This window comes from Streptomyces africanus (assembly GCF_002150735.1).
Taxonomy (GTDB): domain Bacteria; phylum Actinomycetota; class Actinomycetes; order Streptomycetales; family Streptomycetaceae; genus Streptomyces; species Streptomyces africanus.
In genome coordinates this window covers 1-14,705 of the sequence record NZ_MUKA01000342.1, presented here as the reverse complement: position 1 = coordinate 14,705, position 14,705 = coordinate 1, and the positions used below count along the sequence as shown (strand labels likewise).

Genomic DNA, 14,705 nt, shown 5'->3' with positions numbered 1-14,705 from the left:
GTCCTGCTGCACGGCGCAGGCTCAGTTCCCGCAGCAGGCCGGTGCTCTCCCCGTGCCCGGAGAAGTCGAAGGCGAGGGCGTGGCAGCCGTGGGCGGCGAACTCCTCCAGCAGCGGCACCAGCCGCTCCTTGCTGCCGTTGCCTGCGCCGTGCAGCAGGACGGCGGTCGCCCTGGCCGGCTCACCAGGGCCGGCGCCGCCGGACAGTCCGCTGAGCCGTTCGCCGTCGACGGTGTGGGTGAAGGGGATCAGCTCACTCATACGGCCATTCACTCACGCACCCGGGCGGGTGACGGACGTTCACACCGGCGCGGTCACAGACCCGGTGCTCCCCACACCGGGAACCAGCGGCCCAGGTCCTGCTCGATCGGCAGGTCCTCGGCGAGTGCCGCCCGTACCTGGAGTTCCAGCGCGTTGTCACGCCGCTGTGCCTTTCCGGGCAGGGGCGCGAACGGGTAGAAGGTGCCGCGCTTGTAGAGGTAGACCAGCCCGAGCCGCCTGCCCGACCGGTCCCTGAACCCGGCCAGGGAGCACAGGAGCTGGGGGCCGAACCCGTTGACCTCCATCTGGCTGTTCACGGCGTGCAGGTCCGTCACGAGCGGGGCCAGCTGGTCGGGGGCGCGGTGCGAGACCAGCCAGGAGTAGCCGTAGTCGTCCTGCCGCAGTTCCACCGGGGGGCCGTCGCGGTCGATGTCGGCGTCCAGCAGCGCCTGCACCTCGCGGTGGGTCTGGTCGAAGGCCGCGCCCTCGACCGTGGCGAAGCACACCGCGCCCTGCCCGGTCGGGGTGAAGCCCGCAGAGGCCTCCAGCGTCACGGCCGCCGACGGCAGGGCGAAGAGCCGGTCCAGATCCGGCGCGACCGGCTTCGTGCGGCCGAGCAGAATGTCCAGCAGCCCCATGCCCCGCTCACACCCCTCCGGGTGCCGTCGCCTCGCCCAGCTCGGCGGAGATCCGGCCCAGCTGGTCGAGCCGCTGCTGCAGGCTCGGGTGGGTCGAGAAGAGCTGTGCGACACCGGGCTCGCGGCCGAGGGCCGGCGTGAAGTAGAAGGCGTTGAAGGCCTGGGCCGTGCGCAGGTCCTTCGTCGGGATGCGGGCGATGTCCCCCGACACCTTGGTGAGGGCGGAGGCCAGCGCCGAGGGCCGGCCGGTGAGCAGCGCCGCCGCACGGTCCGCCGCCAGTTCCCGGTACCGGGACAGGGACCGGATCAGCAGGAAGCTCAGCGCGTACACGGCCGCCGAGACGCCCATCACCGCGGCGAAGATCACCGCCGTGTTCTGGTCGCGCCGGCCCCCGCCGAACAGCTGCGAGTAGAAGGCGAACCGCACGATCAGCCCGGCGAGCACTCCGAGGAACGAGGCGACCGTGATCACGGCGACGTCCTTGTGCGCCACATGCGACAGCTCGTGCGCGAGCACGCCCTCCAGTTCGGCCGGCTCCAGGCGCCTGAGCAGCCCGGTCGTCACACAGACCACGGCATGGTCGGGGTTCCGCCCGGTCGCGAACGCGTTGGGCATGTCCATGTCGGACACGGCCACCACCGGCTTGGGCATGTCCGCGATGGCGCACAGCCGGTCCACGACCCCGTGCAGCTCGGGATACTCCTCACGCTCCACGACCCGCCCGTGCATCGCGAACAGGGCGACCCGGTCCGAGAACCAGTACTGCGCCCCGAGCACCGCGGCCGCGACCAGCACGACCAGCACCCACGACTTCAGCAGCACGATCAGCGCGGCGACGAACCCCACGTACACCAGCCCGAGCAGGAACAGCGTGATCCCCATACGGGTGGTCAACCGCCGGTCGCTCCGGAAGCGGCTGTGCATCTGCATCACCCCGCAGTCACGCACTCGTCCCACTGCCAGTGTGCACCCGGTCCGGCCCATGAACGGGTCGCGATCGCCCCCAGGCCCGGCAAAGGCGTCAGCCGCCCGCGGCCACCGCGTACCCGGGCACGGACGGCCACCGGACCGTCAGCACCACCGACTCCTCCTCGGCGCACCAGGAGTGATCGACTCCGCGTCCCCACACGACGTAGTCGCCCTGCCGCTCCAGCAGGACACTGCGACCGGGAAGCTCCACCCGGAATCGCCCGCTGATCAGAACGAGTAGCGTGGTCCGCTCCTCGCCCCGCACCCACTGCGACCGCTCGGCGCCGGCCGGATGGACACCCCACTTGACCTCGACGGCCTCGCTGTGCCGCGGATCGCCGACGTCCTTGAAGTGCCCGAGGAGCCATCCCCGGTCCAGCGCCGCGTCCCGGCCCGCGTTGCCCACGTACACACCGTCATCCACGCGGCCGGACGCTCCCTCGTACAGCGGCCGGCCTAGTACGGCGGCCGGAAGTTGATGTACCCGAGCAGCACGATCACCGCGGCCACGCAGCCGAGCACCACGACCGTCGACACCCACGCCGAGCGGGACCCGCGACCGGACGACCTGTGATCGGGCTCGGGACGGAAGGGCACGGGCCCGGGCGGGTCGTGCTTCCAGCGCGCGGCGAGCATACGGGCCCGTGCCGAGGGCTCCTTGTGCTCGGCGCTGTCCGCCCATCTGAGGTCGAACTCGCGCTCCTGGCCGTCCTGTTCGTGCTCGGGCATCTCCTGCTCCACCCCCGTGAGGTCCTGGCAGCAGAATAGAACACACGACCGCGCCCCCGCTGCCCGTACGGACGGCGGAGGCGCGGTCGTGATGCCTCGATCAGGCGTCGATCACACGGATCGGGCGTCGATCACACGTCGAAGTAGAGCTCGAACTTGGATGGTCGATCCGTCACCTGCGGAAGGATCCCTCTAGCGCGTTGACCTGCGTGTTTGACCGTTGGGACACGTTGGGAAACGCTAAGAATGTTGGAATGTTCTGCGGACTGATTGCGGACCGCCAGCGTCACTCACGGTCGCACCGCATACGAGGGCCCCCTCGCCTGACTCCACCAGGCGAGGGGGCCCTCTTTGCGTTCCGCCCAACTCCACTGGGCAGACCGCCCACGTCAGTCGAGGTCGTACTCGGAGGACAGCTCACGGCCGGCGCCGAGGTAGTCGACGGCGTACTCGGTCGGCTCGCCGTTCTGGTCCCAGTAGTGATTGATCACCACCACGGTCGGTGTCCCCGCCTCGACCTCCAGCGGGCCGGCGACGTCCTCCGGGACCTCGCGGAGCGCCACCGTGTCCCGCCGCCGAGCCACCCGCCGCCCGGTGCGCTCCTCGATCAGCCCGAACGTCATCTTGGGGAGCGGTGCGGCCTCGAGGAACTCCGGCGCCTGGTCGGCGATCGCGCCGGACACCCACGTCGTGGACACCGTGACGACGCCCGCACTGTCGAGGTACCGGCGCCGGCGCCTTGCAACCTCGGCGCCGGCCTCAAGGCCGAGGGCGTCGGCAACCTCTTGAGATGCCGTTTCCCTCACGGCGTCGAGGATCTCGACGCGCTCGCTGTCGCCGATGGTGGCCGCGCCGGCCTGCAGCTTGGAGAGACGGTCGGCGCCCGCGGTGAGCTTCTTCGGCGTGGTGACGATCGTCCCCACGCCCGGCGTCGCCGTGGCGTATCCCTCGGCCCGGAGTACGCCTGGGACGCGCGCAGCCGTTGCTCGGCTGACCTGTTCGGTTTCCATGATCTGGCTCACCGAGGGGACGCGGTCGCCCGGCTGCAACTCACCGCTCTCGATGCGCTCGATGATCTGCGCCGCAATGCGTTGGTACGGCGGCAGCCCTGAGAGATCACGAACCATGAAAACTCCTAACTTCTAGAATGTTCTGCAATGCCTGTTGACTCTGTAGGTGTTCTAGAACATCCTAGGCGTGTACCCAATCGGCGCGACAGATGTCGATTGGGACAAGCCAGACACGTCAAAGCCCTGACGGGGTGATCGCGGCGTTGCACCGCCGCGCCCGCCAGGGCCTCGCATCCAAGAGTCGAGGTCTCAGATGCACGCTGAGCTTATCTCGCCTGCCCAGAAGCAGGCGCCCGCTCCGGAACCGCTCCGAGTCAAGGACATCGCCACCGCGCTGCGCGTCGAGCCGGGCACGGTCTACGCCGAGATCAAGAGCGGCCGTCTCCCCTCCTACCGCGTCGGCCAGGGCCGCGGCACCATCCGCGTCTCCCGCGCCGCCTTCACCCAGTACCTCGCCGAGCGCGGCATCCCCGCTGCAGAACTGGCGGTGGCGCTGTGATGACGACCGCCATCAGTCAGCACGTCGCCGCTCTGTCCGGCACCCTCCCCGCGATCCCGAAGCAGCCGACGGCCCTCGACAAGTCGCGCGCCGCCGCCGAGCTGTCCGTTGCTCAGCTGATGGACACGCCGCTGCAGCAGCTCGTCGATGAGCTGCACGTCACCCTCGACGAGTCGTCCATTACGGACCCGGAGTTCACCGGGTACATGTACGCGACCCGGAAGACCGTGGTCGTCTCCCTCCCGCCGAACCGGTCGGAGCTGGAGCACGACTGCATGGCCCGCTACTTCATCGGCCGCGCCTTCCACGTCAAGGGCCTGCCCCCGCTCCCCGAGCCGTTCGCCGTCACGGACTTCACCGGCGACTCCGACCCGGACATGGACGAGGCGCTGCGCCGAGTTCGCCAGGGTGGTGTCGCCTGATGCCGCGCCGTAACGCCAACGTCGACAAGACCCGCGACACCCACCGCATGTACCTCATGGCCGAGGACGGTCTGCCCCTGCGGGTGCCGGGCCGCCGCGTCAGCCGCAAGAACCGGCGCAGGGGGTGGGCCGCGTGAGCGAGCGCCAGATCCTCGCCGACTTCCCGGCCGGTAGCCCGCGCGGCTCGTGGCCGGCCGAGGAGCGGGCCGCCGAACTGCGCGAGCAGGGACAGCCCGCCACGGTCGTCATGGACCTCCCCTCTGACCGCTTCCTCGTCGTCACGGAGGGCGCGGCATGACTGAGCTGCCCACCACCGTCCGCGACCTGCTCGCCGCCGTCCTGGAGGCCCTCGACATCCCGCACCCGGCCACGGTCGGCGGGGAGAAAGCCCACGACGAGGTGCTCAACGAGCGCGTCACGCACGTAGCGGTCGCCCTCCGCTCCGTCCTCGACGACAAGCCGCTCATGGGCATCGAGTGGACGACCGCCTATCTGCGTGAGCAGCTGGCCAAGCACCCGGCTACCGGGTATGTCACCGTTGCCCAGGCGCACGCCCGGCTCGCCGAGGGCAAGTCCTGGTCCGAGGCCGTCGCCCTCCCCACCGGGGAGGACCAGTGAGCGACCTGCCCACGGTGACCGTGTTCACCGCGGACCACGGCGACGTGACGATGCCTGAGCCGTCCTGGTGCACGGGCGAGCACTCCGCCGAGGGGTACCGCGCCGACATCGAGCACCAGGGCGAGGAGATCGAGCTCACGGTGCAGACCCCGTGTCACGGCCCGGTGGCCGTGGCGAAGGCGGGCCTGCTGCAGCGGCCGTTCTCCGAGCTCGGGCCGAAGGCGCCGCTGGTGATGGTCGAGTTCGACGAGCTGCACGAGTACGACGCCGAGTCCCTCGCCGGCCTGCTCGACGCGCTCGTCGCCTGGGCGATCGGCCCCATGCACCAGCTGCACGAGCGTCTGCAGCTGCTGGAAGGGGGCGACCAGTGAGCGCCCAGCCTGAGCCGCGGTTCGTCAACGACTTCCACCCCGGTGTGGCCCTGGCGAAGCTGCTGGCCTCCGTCGACCCGAAGCCGACCGATGCGCCTGCCGCCCTGCGGGTGTGCATGCAGCGGCCGGACGGCCTGACCTACATGGCCGTCGAGCTCACGGAGGTGGGCGCCGAGCTCGTCGCCGGCCTGCTGGAGGCCGAGGAGGACCGGCAGCGCGTCGCCGGGCCGCCCGCGGTCCGCACGCTGCGCGTGCTGGAAGGCGGCGAGCAGTGAGCGCGAAGTGGCCCGTGCGCCGGCCGACCGAGCATGCCGCCCTGCGCGCGGTGTGCCGGTCGGCCCGGCCGACCCCTCCCGTCCCTGCCCTGATGGCCGCGCTGCTCGACGCGAACGAGCGGCGTGACCGTGAGGGCGTCTGCCTGGCTGCGCACCGTGTGGTGCGGGCCGCCGCCCCGGAGGTGGGCGAGTGAAGAACGACTACCTGAAGTGGGGTGCCCTGGCCGCCGCGCTCGTCGCGACGGCCTCGGCCGAGTACGAGCTGGCCCGCGCGGTCGGCTTCAACGAGTGGGTGGCCGCGGCCGTGCCGGGCGCCCTGGACATCTACACGATCCGCGCCTTGCGGGCGCACCGCGACGTCCTCGCCGCGGTCCTCGCGCTGATCCTGGTGAACTCGGCAAGCCATCTGGTGACGGTCGGTCTGCTGCCCGTCGACTGGCCGCTCGTCGTCGCCGTCGCGGCGATCGCTCCGCTCGTTCTGTGGCGGGTGCACCGGCTCGCCGACGTCGTCGAGGAGGCGCCCGAGGAGGAGTCTGCCGAGGACGCTCCGGAGCCGGAAGCGGAATCCGTACCCGCCGTACCTGAGCCGGTCCGGCCGATCCCGGACGTCGTACCCGAGGGCGCCCGGCTGCTGCCGATCGTCGCCCGCCCGACGCCCGCCGCGAAGACCCTCGTACCCGCAGCCGAGTACACCCGTACCCGCACCGAAGTACACGCGGAGTACGTACCCGACGTGGCGCCTCTGACCGAGTACGGCCTCGGCCTGGCCGCCGAACACTTCAAGGCTGAGCTGCTGGCGGGCAACGTCCCGTCCATCCGCGCCATCAAGGAGCGGCTGTCCGTCGGCCAGAACCGGGCCAAGGAGATTCAGGACGGCTTCCGCCAGGCCCTCGCCGCATGGCAGCTCGTCGGGACGGAGGCGACGTCGTGAAGTGGACGCTGCTCGCCCTCGCCGCGGTCCTGCTGTTGTCGTTCCCGCAGCTGCTCGGCCTGGTCGCCGAACCGATCGTCCTCGCCCTCGGCGCTGGCGTCGTGGCTGACGTCCGGGCCAGGCGCCGCCGCCCGGTTGCCCGAGACCGGAGGTGGCCGCGGTGAGCCCGCGCAAGGTTCGCCCCCGTGCCCCGAAGCGCGCCCCCGAGGTGCCCGTGCCCGGACAGCTGGGGATCTTCGGCTCCGCCGAGCCGTGGCAGCCCACCGGCTGCGACTGCTGGCCGCCGGTCCCGCGCGGCTGTCACCACTGCCAGCACTGCGATACCTGCCAGGACTGCGGCCGATGCGCTGGCCGCGGCTGCGCCTGCGACTGCGAGGAGGACTGACCCATGAGCGACGACGCCTTGACCAAGGCCCTCGCCGCCGCTGCCGAGGCCTCCAAGGACTCCAAGCAGCTGGAGCTGATGCAGGCCGTGGTGATCGGCCAGGCGCTCGCCCAGGCCATGCAGCCGCAGCAGCACAGCTGCCAGCACGACCACCAGGCGCGCAAGGAGTTCGACGCCCGGAAGTGGTGGACGATCGGCGGCTTCACGGTCGTGGGCGGGTGCGTCGCCTGCGCCCTCGCCATGGCGTTCGCCGTGGCCGCGGTCGCCGTCGCCATCGGCGCGACCTGCGCGACCGGCTGCTTCCTGATCCTGCGCTCGATGTGGCGCGACTACCTCAACAACCGCTGACCGGAGGAACCCATGACCCGCAACGAGGCCCTGCAGCTGGCCCGCGCCGCTGCGCTGCACGCCCACGACCTGGCGGCCGAGGCCGAGCGCTTCGCTCGACACGAGGACTTCCGGCCCAAGGCGCCTGCGTTCGCCGCGGCCGGCACCGTCTGGGCGCGCACCGCCCAGGCCTACGCCGCCATCGGCGCCGCCCTGCCCGAGCACACCGCCGAGACCACGGAGGACTGACCATGGCTAACAACGGACGCTCAAACCACATCCGCGACTTCGCGAATCGGCAGGCGGAACGGCCCTACACCCGCGAGAACCTGGGCGGCAGCAACAAGAGCAACAAGTTCGCCAACGCCGGTGCCGCAGCTGGTGGGTTCGTCGGCGCGATGGGCGGCTCGTTCGCCCCGCCCGTCAACATCACCATCAACCGCGGCAACGGCGCCCAGGCGCAGGGCGGCCGGCCGCAGTCCCGCAGCCTGCTGCCCGCCCCCGAGTTCGGCTCCCCGGCGCAGGTGCGGAACTACTGCAACAGCCTGCGGGCCGCGGGCGTGACGCTGTCCATCGAGGTGGCCATGGCCGCCGAGATCCTCAAGGCCGTACTCGCCGCTGTACCCGACCCGGAGGGCCGCCCGTTCGGCTCCCGGGTACGGGCCGCCAAGGTCGCCCGGAAGCTCAACAAGTCCGCCGACGCCCTGCGGAGCGCGGCGAAGAACGCCGCCGCCGCGTACTCGGCTTTCCAGCAGGAGTACGAGGAGGAGATCAACCGGGTACGCCACCGCGCCCGGAAGCCTCAGCAGCCGGTCATCAACTGGGCGCAGCAGTAAGGAGGTACGACCATGGCGAAGGAAGTCTGGACTGACCAGGACGGACGGAAGTACCCGATCCCCGTCAAGCAGCGTGAGGGCCGCTCCGACTCCGGGGGCACCGTTCGGGCGTACCTGCTGAACCGGGCGAAGCCGCACCTGCCGCCGTGGCTCACGGTCGGCGGGATCGGCCTGGCCGGTGGCGGATCGAGCCTCATGTGGGAAGGGTCGGCCGCTGCCGGCGTGGGCCTCACCCTCGCCTCCGTGGCGCTCACGGGCGTCACCTGGTGGGCGGGCCGCTCGACGAGCGCCCAGCGGCGCCTGCACTCGGCAATCACGGTTGCGGCCGGGTCGACGTGGTTCACCGCGGCGGCCCTGGCCGGGCCGTTCACCGGCCCCCTGCCCGACCTGTTCCTGATGGGCGGGGCGACCCTCGCCCTGTCGTGGAACGTGCGGCTCGTACTGCGCACCCCCGAGGCGGCCGGCGAGGACTCCGACAAGGGCCTGCTGGCGAAGGTCGGCCTGGCCCGCGCGCAGATCGGGCAGCCCAAGGTCGAGCCGAACAAGGTCACCGTCCCCTACGCCCTCCCTGCTGGAGAGGGCACCAACCAGGACGTGTCCAAGGCCCTGCCCGGTCTCGCCGCGGCCCTGGACGTCCCCGCCAACGCGGTGCGCAACCGGCCCGACCCGGACTCGGCGGCCCGCGGAACCTTCACCATCGTCCCCAAGGACATGCTGCGGGACGTCATCTGGTACCCCGGCCCGTCCAACCCGGGCGGCTCCATCGCCGAGCCCATCGTCATCGGCGTCTACGAGGACGGCCGCGAGCTGCAGCTCACCATCCCCGACGCGCTCCACCTGCTCATCATGGGGATGACGGGCTCGGGCAAGACCGAGGGCGCCATCGACGTGCTGTGCGAGGTGTTCTCCCGCAGGGACGTCATCGGCTGGCTGTCCGACCCCAAGCGCGGCCAAGACCTGGGCGAAGCCTTCGCTGCCTGTGACTGGGTGGTCGACACCCCGGCCGGCGCCGAAATGATGATCGAGGCGCTCAAGGTGGTCGTCCCGGCCCGGCAGAAGTGGCTCGGCGACCACGGATATCGCAGCTGGGAGCCTGCCGCCGCCGAGCAGCAGAACGACCCGGCGCACTCCTGCCAGAAGGGCCGCACGTGCGGCTGCCCCGGCATGCCGTACCTGGTCGCCTGGTTCGAGGAGGCCGCCAACACCCTGCGCGCCACCGACGACGACGTGTTCACCGGCATCGCCCAGGAAGCCCGATCGGCAGGTGCCTGGCTGGTCATCAGCATGCAGCGCGCTTCCGGCTACCAGATCAGCACGGACACCCGCGCGTCTCTGCCCGCGTCGCTGTGCTTCGGGGTCGAGGAGAAGGACGCCCAGTTCGCCCTGCCCTCCGAGGTCCTGGAGGCCGGCGCCAATCCGGGGGCGTGGGGCAACAAGCGGCCCGGGTACAACTACCTGGTGGCGAAGGGCATCGACGAGGAACTGTGGTCGACCCCGGCCCGGACGTTCCGCAACGACCCCGTCTCGCTGGAGTGGGTGGCCCGAGAGTTCGCCCCGATCCGCATGGGCGTCGACCCCGTCACGGCCGGCGCCGCGGCCAGCGTCGCCGGACGGGCCTACACCGACCGTATGGCCGACCAGGCGCCGGCCGAGGAGGAAGACGACATGCAGCACGAGCCGTCCGTCGACCCCGAGGACGTCGACATCGACCCCGAGGCCGAACTGCCCGAAGCCGAGCAGGGCGACGACGCCCCGATCTTCGGGCAGGAGAAGGGCCGCAAGCCGAAGGGGGAGGAGGCCCGCCAGCTGTTCGAGGAAGCGCTGCAGGAGTTCGAGCGCAACGGGCAGATGGTCGTCGGCCCGAAGGACTTCCACGACTGGTGCGAGAAGCACCACCTGTCCCGCCCGTGGGTGTCCGGACAGCTCAAAGAGGCGTACAAGCGGGGGCGCGTCGAGGACACCGGTACCACCGGCCGGTGGCGGATCGTCCCCGCCCTGACACCCGCCTGACAGCTGACACCGTCAGGGCCGCGTGACACCCAAACGCCTAGGCAGGCGCGGGTGTCACGCGCCCTGACAGCGGGGGCTGACACCCGCCCTGACACTCTCAGGCGTCTGCATCCTTCAACGCGCGCTCGACGGCCTGCAGCTCGCGCTCAAGCTCGCGTTTCAGAGTCCGCGCCCGCGTCAGTTGGCGCCGAGCAGCAGCCTCAGCTGCCATCGCCTGCACTTCCTGCTGGTGCGCCTGGTCGAGTTCGGCGCCGAGTTCCGCAGCACGCTTCGCCAGATCATCAGCGGAGCCGCGTGCTTGCGGCGGATTGATCAGGGGGTCCAACTCCAGATTGAGCACCTGAGCGAAGGCCGCCACCTCCTCGAATGGCACTGGTCGAGTGCCAGCCTCCGTCCGTGTGATCGCAAGAGGGTTCACGTCTTTCCCCAGCAGCGCGCCGAGGCGCCTCGCCAAATCCGCCTGCGTCCACTGACGGTCTTCGCGCGCCTGGCGCACCAGCGCCCCGAATGCTTGCCCAACGCCATCCAACTTCATGAGGTGAAAGTAGCGACTTCCCCTCACGACTTCAACAGTGGTACCTTCCAGCCATCGCTACGTGAAGGTGGCTACTTCACGAGAAGAAGGAAGATCATGGGATCTCTCGCAGACAAGATCGAGAAGTACCTGACAACCGAAGAGGTCGCCCGCCGATACCGCACCAGCCCCGGCACGATCCGCTACTGGCGACACATCGGCTACATCCCCGAGGGCGTCAAGCGCGGCCGGCGCGTCCTGTACGACCCGGACGTCCTCGACCGGTGGGACGCGAAGCAGGCGGAGAACGAGGCGGCCTAATGACCCAGAACGCAGAAACGCCCCGGGCGGAATCCGGGGCGTTTCACGAAGACTCCGCGGCGGGCGGTAAGTCCGCTGCCACGGTACCGGAAACGTCGCCTCAGAGCGACGCCCTGTTCTCCGCCGAACCGTCCCTCGCCGTCGCTCGGCCCGTCCCCATGCAGACGTCCGGCCGGCTGGAGTTCGCCGCACGCTGCCCCGAGTGTCGCGCCTGGCACCGGCACATCGGCCTCGGCGAGAAGGACGCACCCTGCGGCGCCCACTACCGGCTGGAGTTCGCCAACAAGGGGGCCTCGGCGTGAGCAACCACGACAACGCCCTCGACAACGCCCTGCGGGCCGCAGCGCTCGGCTACGCGGTAGCGCCGACCACCATCAACAAGACGCCCGCCATCCCGTCCCCGCACGAGAAGGGGCACAGCTGCAGGGGCGAGTGCGGACAGCCCGGACACGGCGTGTACGACGCCACCACCAACGCGGCTGATGTACGTCGTCTGTTCGCGCTGGCCCCGAAAGCGGTCGGCTACCTGATCGCCTGCCGTGGGCGACTGGTCGGCCTCGACATCGACCGGAAGAACGGCGTCGACGGCTGCGCCACCCTCGACCAGCTCGCCCGCGAGCACGGGTTCGAGATTCCGCAGACGACGACCATCTGCACCCCCTCCGGAGGCTTTCACCTCTGGTTGACCGTCCCCGAGGGTGTCACCGTGCCGAACTCGGTCGGGCGCCTCGGCCCCGGCATCGACATCCGAGGAACCGGCGGCTACGTCATCGGTCCCGGCAGCACCGGCCGCGCTGGGGAGTACACGTTCCACCCCAAGGTCGGGTACGTCGACCCTCAGCCCGTCCCCGAGCAGCTGCTCAAGCTGATGCTGCCTCCCGCCCCGGTCGTCCGCCCTCAACGTCGGAGCGTTCCCGCGCCCGACACTGCGGGGCGTGCCTTGGACGGGCTCGTGAACGTCGTCCTGAGCAGCCCCCAGGGCACGCGGAACGACCGTCTTTTCTGGGCTGCCGCAAAGGCATGGGCGCACGTGCGAGACGGGCATCTCGCGGCCAGCGAGGTGGAGGGTGCTCTGGTTTCGGCGGCTACCCAGATCGGCCTGAGCGAGGCAGAAGCGCGGCGCACCGTTGCGTCGGCCGGCCGCGGAACGGAGGTGCCCGCATGAGCGAGGAGGCGACCCAGCAGGACACCGAGGAATGGACGGATAACCGTCTCGTCCCCGAGGGCGTCCGCATGCCCACCGGCTACAAGATCAGCTATGGCGGGGTGTGGGTCGAAAAGCAGGTCGCCAAGGACACGTTCGTTGACGTCCGGATCGCGTGGGCACCCCTGGTCATCCGCTCCGTCTACGTCGACCCGGCCGGCGACCAGGCCGTCGAACTGGCATGGACCGACCGCGGGCACGTCGTCACCAGGACCGTGCAGCGCTCCGTCGTCCGACGGGGCCGCATCCTTGTGGCCACCCTCGGCGACGCAGGCCTGCCCGTCATCGAGGCCGACGCCAAGCTGGCGGAACGCTACCTCGCAGCCTTCGAGTCCCTGAACCAGGGCAAGATCCCGCGTGTTCACCTCGCCCGACAGCTGGGCTGGCAGAAGGACGGCACGTTCGTCACGGCGCAGGACACCCCGCACCGGGTCGAGGTCAAGTACGACGAGCAGAAGCCAGCGCTCGCCGCCCACGCCCCAGCAGGGACATTCGCGGGCTGGCAGGCCGCCGTGAAGCCCATGGAGTCGTACCCGGCCGCCCAGATGGCGCTGTACGCCTCCCTCGCCGCCCCCCTGCTGGAACTGGTCGGGGTCAACTCGTTCACGGTCGACATCTCCGGGCGGTCGACGCGAGGGAAGACCACAGCAGCCGGCGCCGGGATGAGCGTGTGGGCCGACCCCAGCGAGAAGGCAGACGGCATGTACTCGTGGCGCACCACGATGCTCGCCGCCGAGAAGCGCCTGAACCTGGTCAACGGCCTGCCGGTCGTGTTCGACGAGACCAAGCTCGTGCGTGACCCGGAGTTGGTGCACGCACTGCTGTACTCCATCCCGAAGAACCACGGGCAGGCCCGTGGCGGGGGCTGGCCGTCCGGGCTGCCCTGGCGAACCGTGATGATCTCCACTGGGGAACAGTCGGTCCTCACCTTCACGACCGATCAGGGCGCCGGTGCCCGCGTCCTCACGGTGAGGGAGGCGCCGTTCGGCACGGACGGACCGGAGTCCGCCACGGCGGCCGTCGACGTCCGAGACGGGTGTGCGGAGCACTACGGCACGGCTGGACCCCGGTTCGTCGAGAAGCTCCTCGAGGCCACCGCCGGTGACGGGAAGCGGCGCCTGGTCGCCCGGCACAAGGAATTGACGGAAGCTCACCGGTACGACAGCGACATGTCGGCCCGCAGGGCGCCCCTGGTGGCCGTTCTCGCCCTCGCTGCGGAGGCCGGCCACCGATGGGGCATCGTCCCCTTCCCGCCCCCGCAAATGCCCGTCTGGGAGCGGCTGTTCGCCGTGTCGGACCAGACCGACAATCGCGGGGAGATGGCGCTCGACGTCGTGCGTGAGTACGTGGCTGGCCACGGCTCGGAGCTGTGGAGTCCGCACACCGAAGAGAAGGCCCCGTTCAGCGGATGGGTCGGGCGGGACATCCAGATCGACGGAACGCCCACAGTGGCGCTGTTGCCGCAGCGTCTTCGAGAGATCCTCCAGCGCGCCAATTACGACCTGGATGCGGTCCTGCCCAGCTGGCTCGAAGCGGATGTCCTGGTGAAGAACACCAAGACCCGGCCGGCCCACCTGGTCCCCAAGAAGCTCGACGGCCGACTCGCCCGGATGCTCGTCTTCTCACCGGGCCAGATCGTCAGCACAGAAACCGACCCTGACGACGGGGAGTGACACATGCCCCACTCGTCACAGAGAAGTCCTCCCTCTCTTCCGGCCAACTGCGTAACCCGCCGCCGAAGCTACGAACCGGCAGGTCAACGCACTAATCACCGGGTTACGCAGCCGTGCGTAACCCGCCTCACCGCCAATCCATGCAGGTCACAGCACTGCACCGGGCACGCGCGGAGGGTTACGCAGTTCTGCCCAACAGAGAGCCCGAATTTTCAGCGCAGCACGTAGAGGAGTCACGGACAGTGAGTCGCAAGCAGGACAAGAAGAGGAGCGGACGTACCTGCCGCCTCTGCCACCAGTACGCCGGGAACCGGGCCGTCTGCTCGACGTGCAGCCCCAAGCGCGGCACCCGCACCCACCGCGACAAGTACGCCCGGCAGGGCTCATGAGCGGCGGCTGGCAGCGCTCGACCAGGAAGGCCCGGCTGCCCTCCAACTGGCGGGCCCTGCGCGCCGAGGCGCACCGCAGAAACCCCCGGCACATCTGCCACATCTGCGGCCAGCCCGGAGGCGACGCCCTCGACCACAAGCAGCCCGGCGACGACCACAGCCTCGACAACCTCGACTGGGCCCACGACCAGATGCCCCCGTACTGCCACCGCATCAAGAGCAGCCGCGAGGGCAACGCGGCACGGCCCCGAGCCACACGACCCC

General features: G+C 70.4%; 27 protein-coding genes. 20 read left to right on the top strand and 7 right to left on the bottom strand.

The annotated features are described in order from the left end of the window. From CCL05_RS34905 to CCL05_RS34880, 6 genes are all read right to left on the bottom strand, one after another. Positions 1 to 259, bottom strand: a 259-nt coding sequence (locus tag CCL05_RS34905; RefSeq protein WP_425275965.1) for an alpha/beta hydrolase, incomplete at its 3' end; no start/stop codon positions are given. 53 nt (positions 260 to 312) lie between these two features. Continuing rightward, a complete protein-coding gene (pspAB, locus tag CCL05_RS34900) occupies positions 313 to 897 on the bottom strand; it encodes a PspA-associated protein PspAB (protein ID WP_086564655.1) in 585 nt (194 codons plus the stop codon). Positions 898 to 904: 7 nt separating this feature from the next. Continuing rightward, a complete protein-coding gene (gene htpX / locus CCL05_RS34895; protein WP_086564658.1) occupies positions 905 to 1,822 on the bottom strand; it encodes a zinc metalloprotease HtpX in 918 nt (305 codons plus the stop codon). Positions 1,823 to 1,919: 97 nt separating this feature from the next. After that, the gene (locus tag CCL05_RS34890; RefSeq protein WP_086564654.1) at positions 1,920 to 2,291 is read right to left on the bottom strand and encodes a cupin domain-containing protein; all 372 of its coding nucleotides are present in this window, start codon (positions 2,289 to 2,291) and stop codon (positions 1,920 to 1,922) included. A 32-nt stretch (positions 2,292 to 2,323) separates the two neighbouring features. Further along, the gene (locus CCL05_RS34885; RefSeq protein ID WP_086564657.1) at positions 2,324 to 2,596 is read right to left on the bottom strand and encodes an SCO2583/SCO2584 N-terminal domain-containing protein; all 273 of its coding nucleotides are present in this window, start codon (positions 2,594 to 2,596) and stop codon (positions 2,324 to 2,326) included. A 389-nt stretch (positions 2,597 to 2,985) separates the two neighbouring features. Further along, complete coding sequence (locus CCL05_RS34880; RefSeq protein WP_086564653.1) at positions 2,986 to 3,723, bottom strand: GntR family transcriptional regulator; 738 nt, start codon at positions 3,721 to 3,723, stop codon at positions 2,986 to 2,988. A gap of 196 nt (positions 3,724 to 3,919) precedes the next feature. Between CCL05_RS34880 and CCL05_RS34875 the strand changes: the two genes are divergently transcribed. The 14 genes from CCL05_RS34875 to traB all read left to right on the top strand — a co-directional run bounded on the left by CCL05_RS34875 (position 3,920) and on the right by traB (position 10,340). Continuing rightward, positions 3,920 to 4,165 carry a helix-turn-helix domain-containing protein gene (locus tag CCL05_RS34875; RefSeq protein ID WP_086564652.1) on the top strand — a complete coding sequence of 82 codons (246 nt, stop codon included), beginning with the start codon at positions 3,920 to 3,922 and terminating at the stop codon, positions 4,163 to 4,165. Then, the gene (locus tag CCL05_RS34870) at positions 4,165 to 4,587 is read left to right on the top strand and encodes a hypothetical protein (RefSeq protein ID WP_086564651.1); all 423 of its coding nucleotides are present in this window, start codon (positions 4,165 to 4,167) and stop codon (positions 4,585 to 4,587) included. Before CCL05_RS34875 ends, CCL05_RS34870 begins: the two co-directional genes overlap by 1 nt. Next, positions 4,587 to 4,724: a hypothetical protein gene (locus CCL05_RS45005; RefSeq protein WP_158102523.1), complete on the top strand. Its 138-nt coding sequence runs from the start codon at positions 4,587 to 4,589 to the stop codon at positions 4,722 to 4,724. Before CCL05_RS34870 ends, CCL05_RS45005 begins: the two co-directional genes overlap by 1 nt. Continuing rightward, a complete protein-coding gene (locus CCL05_RS45385; RefSeq protein ID WP_167409673.1) occupies positions 4,721 to 4,885 on the top strand; it encodes a hypothetical protein in 165 nt (54 codons plus the stop codon). The genes CCL05_RS45005 and CCL05_RS45385 overlap by 4 nt, the downstream gene beginning before the upstream one ends. After that, entirely contained in the window at positions 4,882 to 5,205 is a 324-nt protein-coding gene (locus tag CCL05_RS34865) for a hypothetical protein (RefSeq protein WP_086564650.1), read from the top strand. Before CCL05_RS45385 ends, CCL05_RS34865 begins: the two co-directional genes overlap by 4 nt. After that, entirely contained in the window at positions 5,202 to 5,576 is a 375-nt protein-coding gene (locus CCL05_RS34860; RefSeq protein WP_086564649.1) for a DUF6907 domain-containing protein, read from the top strand. Before CCL05_RS34865 ends, CCL05_RS34860 begins: the two co-directional genes overlap by 4 nt. After that, positions 5,573 to 5,851 (top strand): hypothetical protein, encoded by a 279-nt coding sequence (locus CCL05_RS34855; protein ID WP_086564648.1) that lies wholly within the window; start codon positions 5,573 to 5,575, stop codon positions 5,849 to 5,851. The genes CCL05_RS34860 and CCL05_RS34855 overlap by 4 nt, the downstream gene beginning before the upstream one ends. After that, entirely contained in the window at positions 5,848 to 6,045 is a 198-nt protein-coding gene (locus CCL05_RS34850) for a hypothetical protein (protein WP_086564647.1), read from the top strand. Before CCL05_RS34855 ends, CCL05_RS34850 begins: the two co-directional genes overlap by 4 nt. Next, positions 6,042 to 6,782, top strand: a complete 741-nt coding sequence (locus tag CCL05_RS34845; protein ID WP_086564646.1) for a hypothetical protein — start codon at positions 6,042 to 6,044, stop codon at positions 6,780 to 6,782. Before CCL05_RS34850 ends, CCL05_RS34845 begins: the two co-directional genes overlap by 4 nt. After that, complete coding sequence (locus CCL05_RS45000; protein ID WP_158102522.1) at positions 6,779 to 6,946, top strand: hypothetical protein; 168 nt, start codon at positions 6,779 to 6,781, stop codon at positions 6,944 to 6,946. Before CCL05_RS34845 ends, CCL05_RS45000 begins: the two co-directional genes overlap by 4 nt. 224 nt (positions 6,947 to 7,170) lie before the next feature. Next, a complete protein-coding gene (locus CCL05_RS34835; protein WP_086564644.1) occupies positions 7,171 to 7,515 on the top strand; it encodes a hypothetical protein in 345 nt (114 codons plus the stop codon). Between the two features lie 12 nt (positions 7,516 to 7,527). After that, positions 7,528 to 7,743, top strand: coding sequence for a hypothetical protein (locus tag CCL05_RS34830; protein ID WP_086564643.1), 216 nt, complete (start codon positions 7,528 to 7,530; stop codon positions 7,741 to 7,743). 2 nt (positions 7,744 to 7,745) lie between these two features. Next, positions 7,746 to 8,330, top strand: coding sequence for a plasmid transfer protein TraA (gene traA / locus CCL05_RS34825; RefSeq protein WP_244204501.1), 585 nt, complete (start codon positions 7,746 to 7,748; stop codon positions 8,328 to 8,330). Between the two features lie 12 nt (positions 8,331 to 8,342). Next, the gene (gene traB / locus CCL05_RS34820) at positions 8,343 to 10,340 is read left to right on the top strand and encodes a plasmid transfer protein TraB (RefSeq protein WP_086564642.1); all 1,998 of its coding nucleotides are present in this window, start codon (positions 8,343 to 8,345) and stop codon (positions 10,338 to 10,340) included. A 97-nt stretch (positions 10,341 to 10,437) separates the two neighbouring features. On the opposite strand, the gene CCL05_RS34815 is transcribed toward traB, so the two are convergent. Continuing rightward, on the bottom strand, positions 10,438 to 10,875 hold the full coding sequence (locus CCL05_RS34815; protein WP_086564641.1) for a helix-turn-helix domain-containing protein: 438 nt from the start codon (positions 10,873 to 10,875) through the stop codon (positions 10,438 to 10,440). 96 nt (positions 10,876 to 10,971) lie between these two features. Here CCL05_RS34815 and CCL05_RS34810 point away from each other — a divergent pair, with 96 nt between their 5' ends. The 6 genes from CCL05_RS34810 to CCL05_RS34790 form a co-directional block, all read left to right on the top strand. Continuing rightward, positions 10,972 to 11,175 (top strand): helix-turn-helix domain-containing protein, encoded by a 204-nt coding sequence (locus CCL05_RS34810; protein WP_086564640.1) that lies wholly within the window; start codon positions 10,972 to 10,974, stop codon positions 11,173 to 11,175. Positions 11,176 to 11,333: 158 nt separating this feature from the next. Further along, positions 11,334 to 11,477 carry a hypothetical protein gene (locus CCL05_RS44995; protein WP_158102521.1) on the top strand — a complete coding sequence of 48 codons (144 nt, stop codon included), beginning with the start codon at positions 11,334 to 11,336 and terminating at the stop codon, positions 11,475 to 11,477. Next, positions 11,474 to 12,340, top strand: coding sequence for a bifunctional DNA primase/polymerase (locus CCL05_RS34800; protein ID WP_086564638.1), 867 nt, complete (start codon positions 11,474 to 11,476; stop codon positions 12,338 to 12,340). The genes CCL05_RS44995 and CCL05_RS34800 overlap by 4 nt, the downstream gene beginning before the upstream one ends. After that, positions 12,337 to 14,052, top strand: coding sequence for a DUF927 domain-containing protein (locus tag CCL05_RS34795; protein ID WP_086564637.1), 1,716 nt, complete (start codon positions 12,337 to 12,339; stop codon positions 14,050 to 14,052). Before CCL05_RS34800 ends, CCL05_RS34795 begins: the two co-directional genes overlap by 4 nt. Before the next feature lie 242 nt (positions 14,053 to 14,294). Beyond that, a complete protein-coding gene (locus CCL05_RS44990) occupies positions 14,295 to 14,441 on the top strand; it encodes a hypothetical protein (protein WP_158102520.1) in 147 nt (48 codons plus the stop codon). Then, positions 14,438 to 14,705 (top strand): hypothetical protein (locus tag CCL05_RS34790; protein ID WP_086564636.1); only part of this gene is annotated, 268 nt, incomplete at its 3' end. The genes CCL05_RS44990 and CCL05_RS34790, both read left to right, overlap by 4 nt.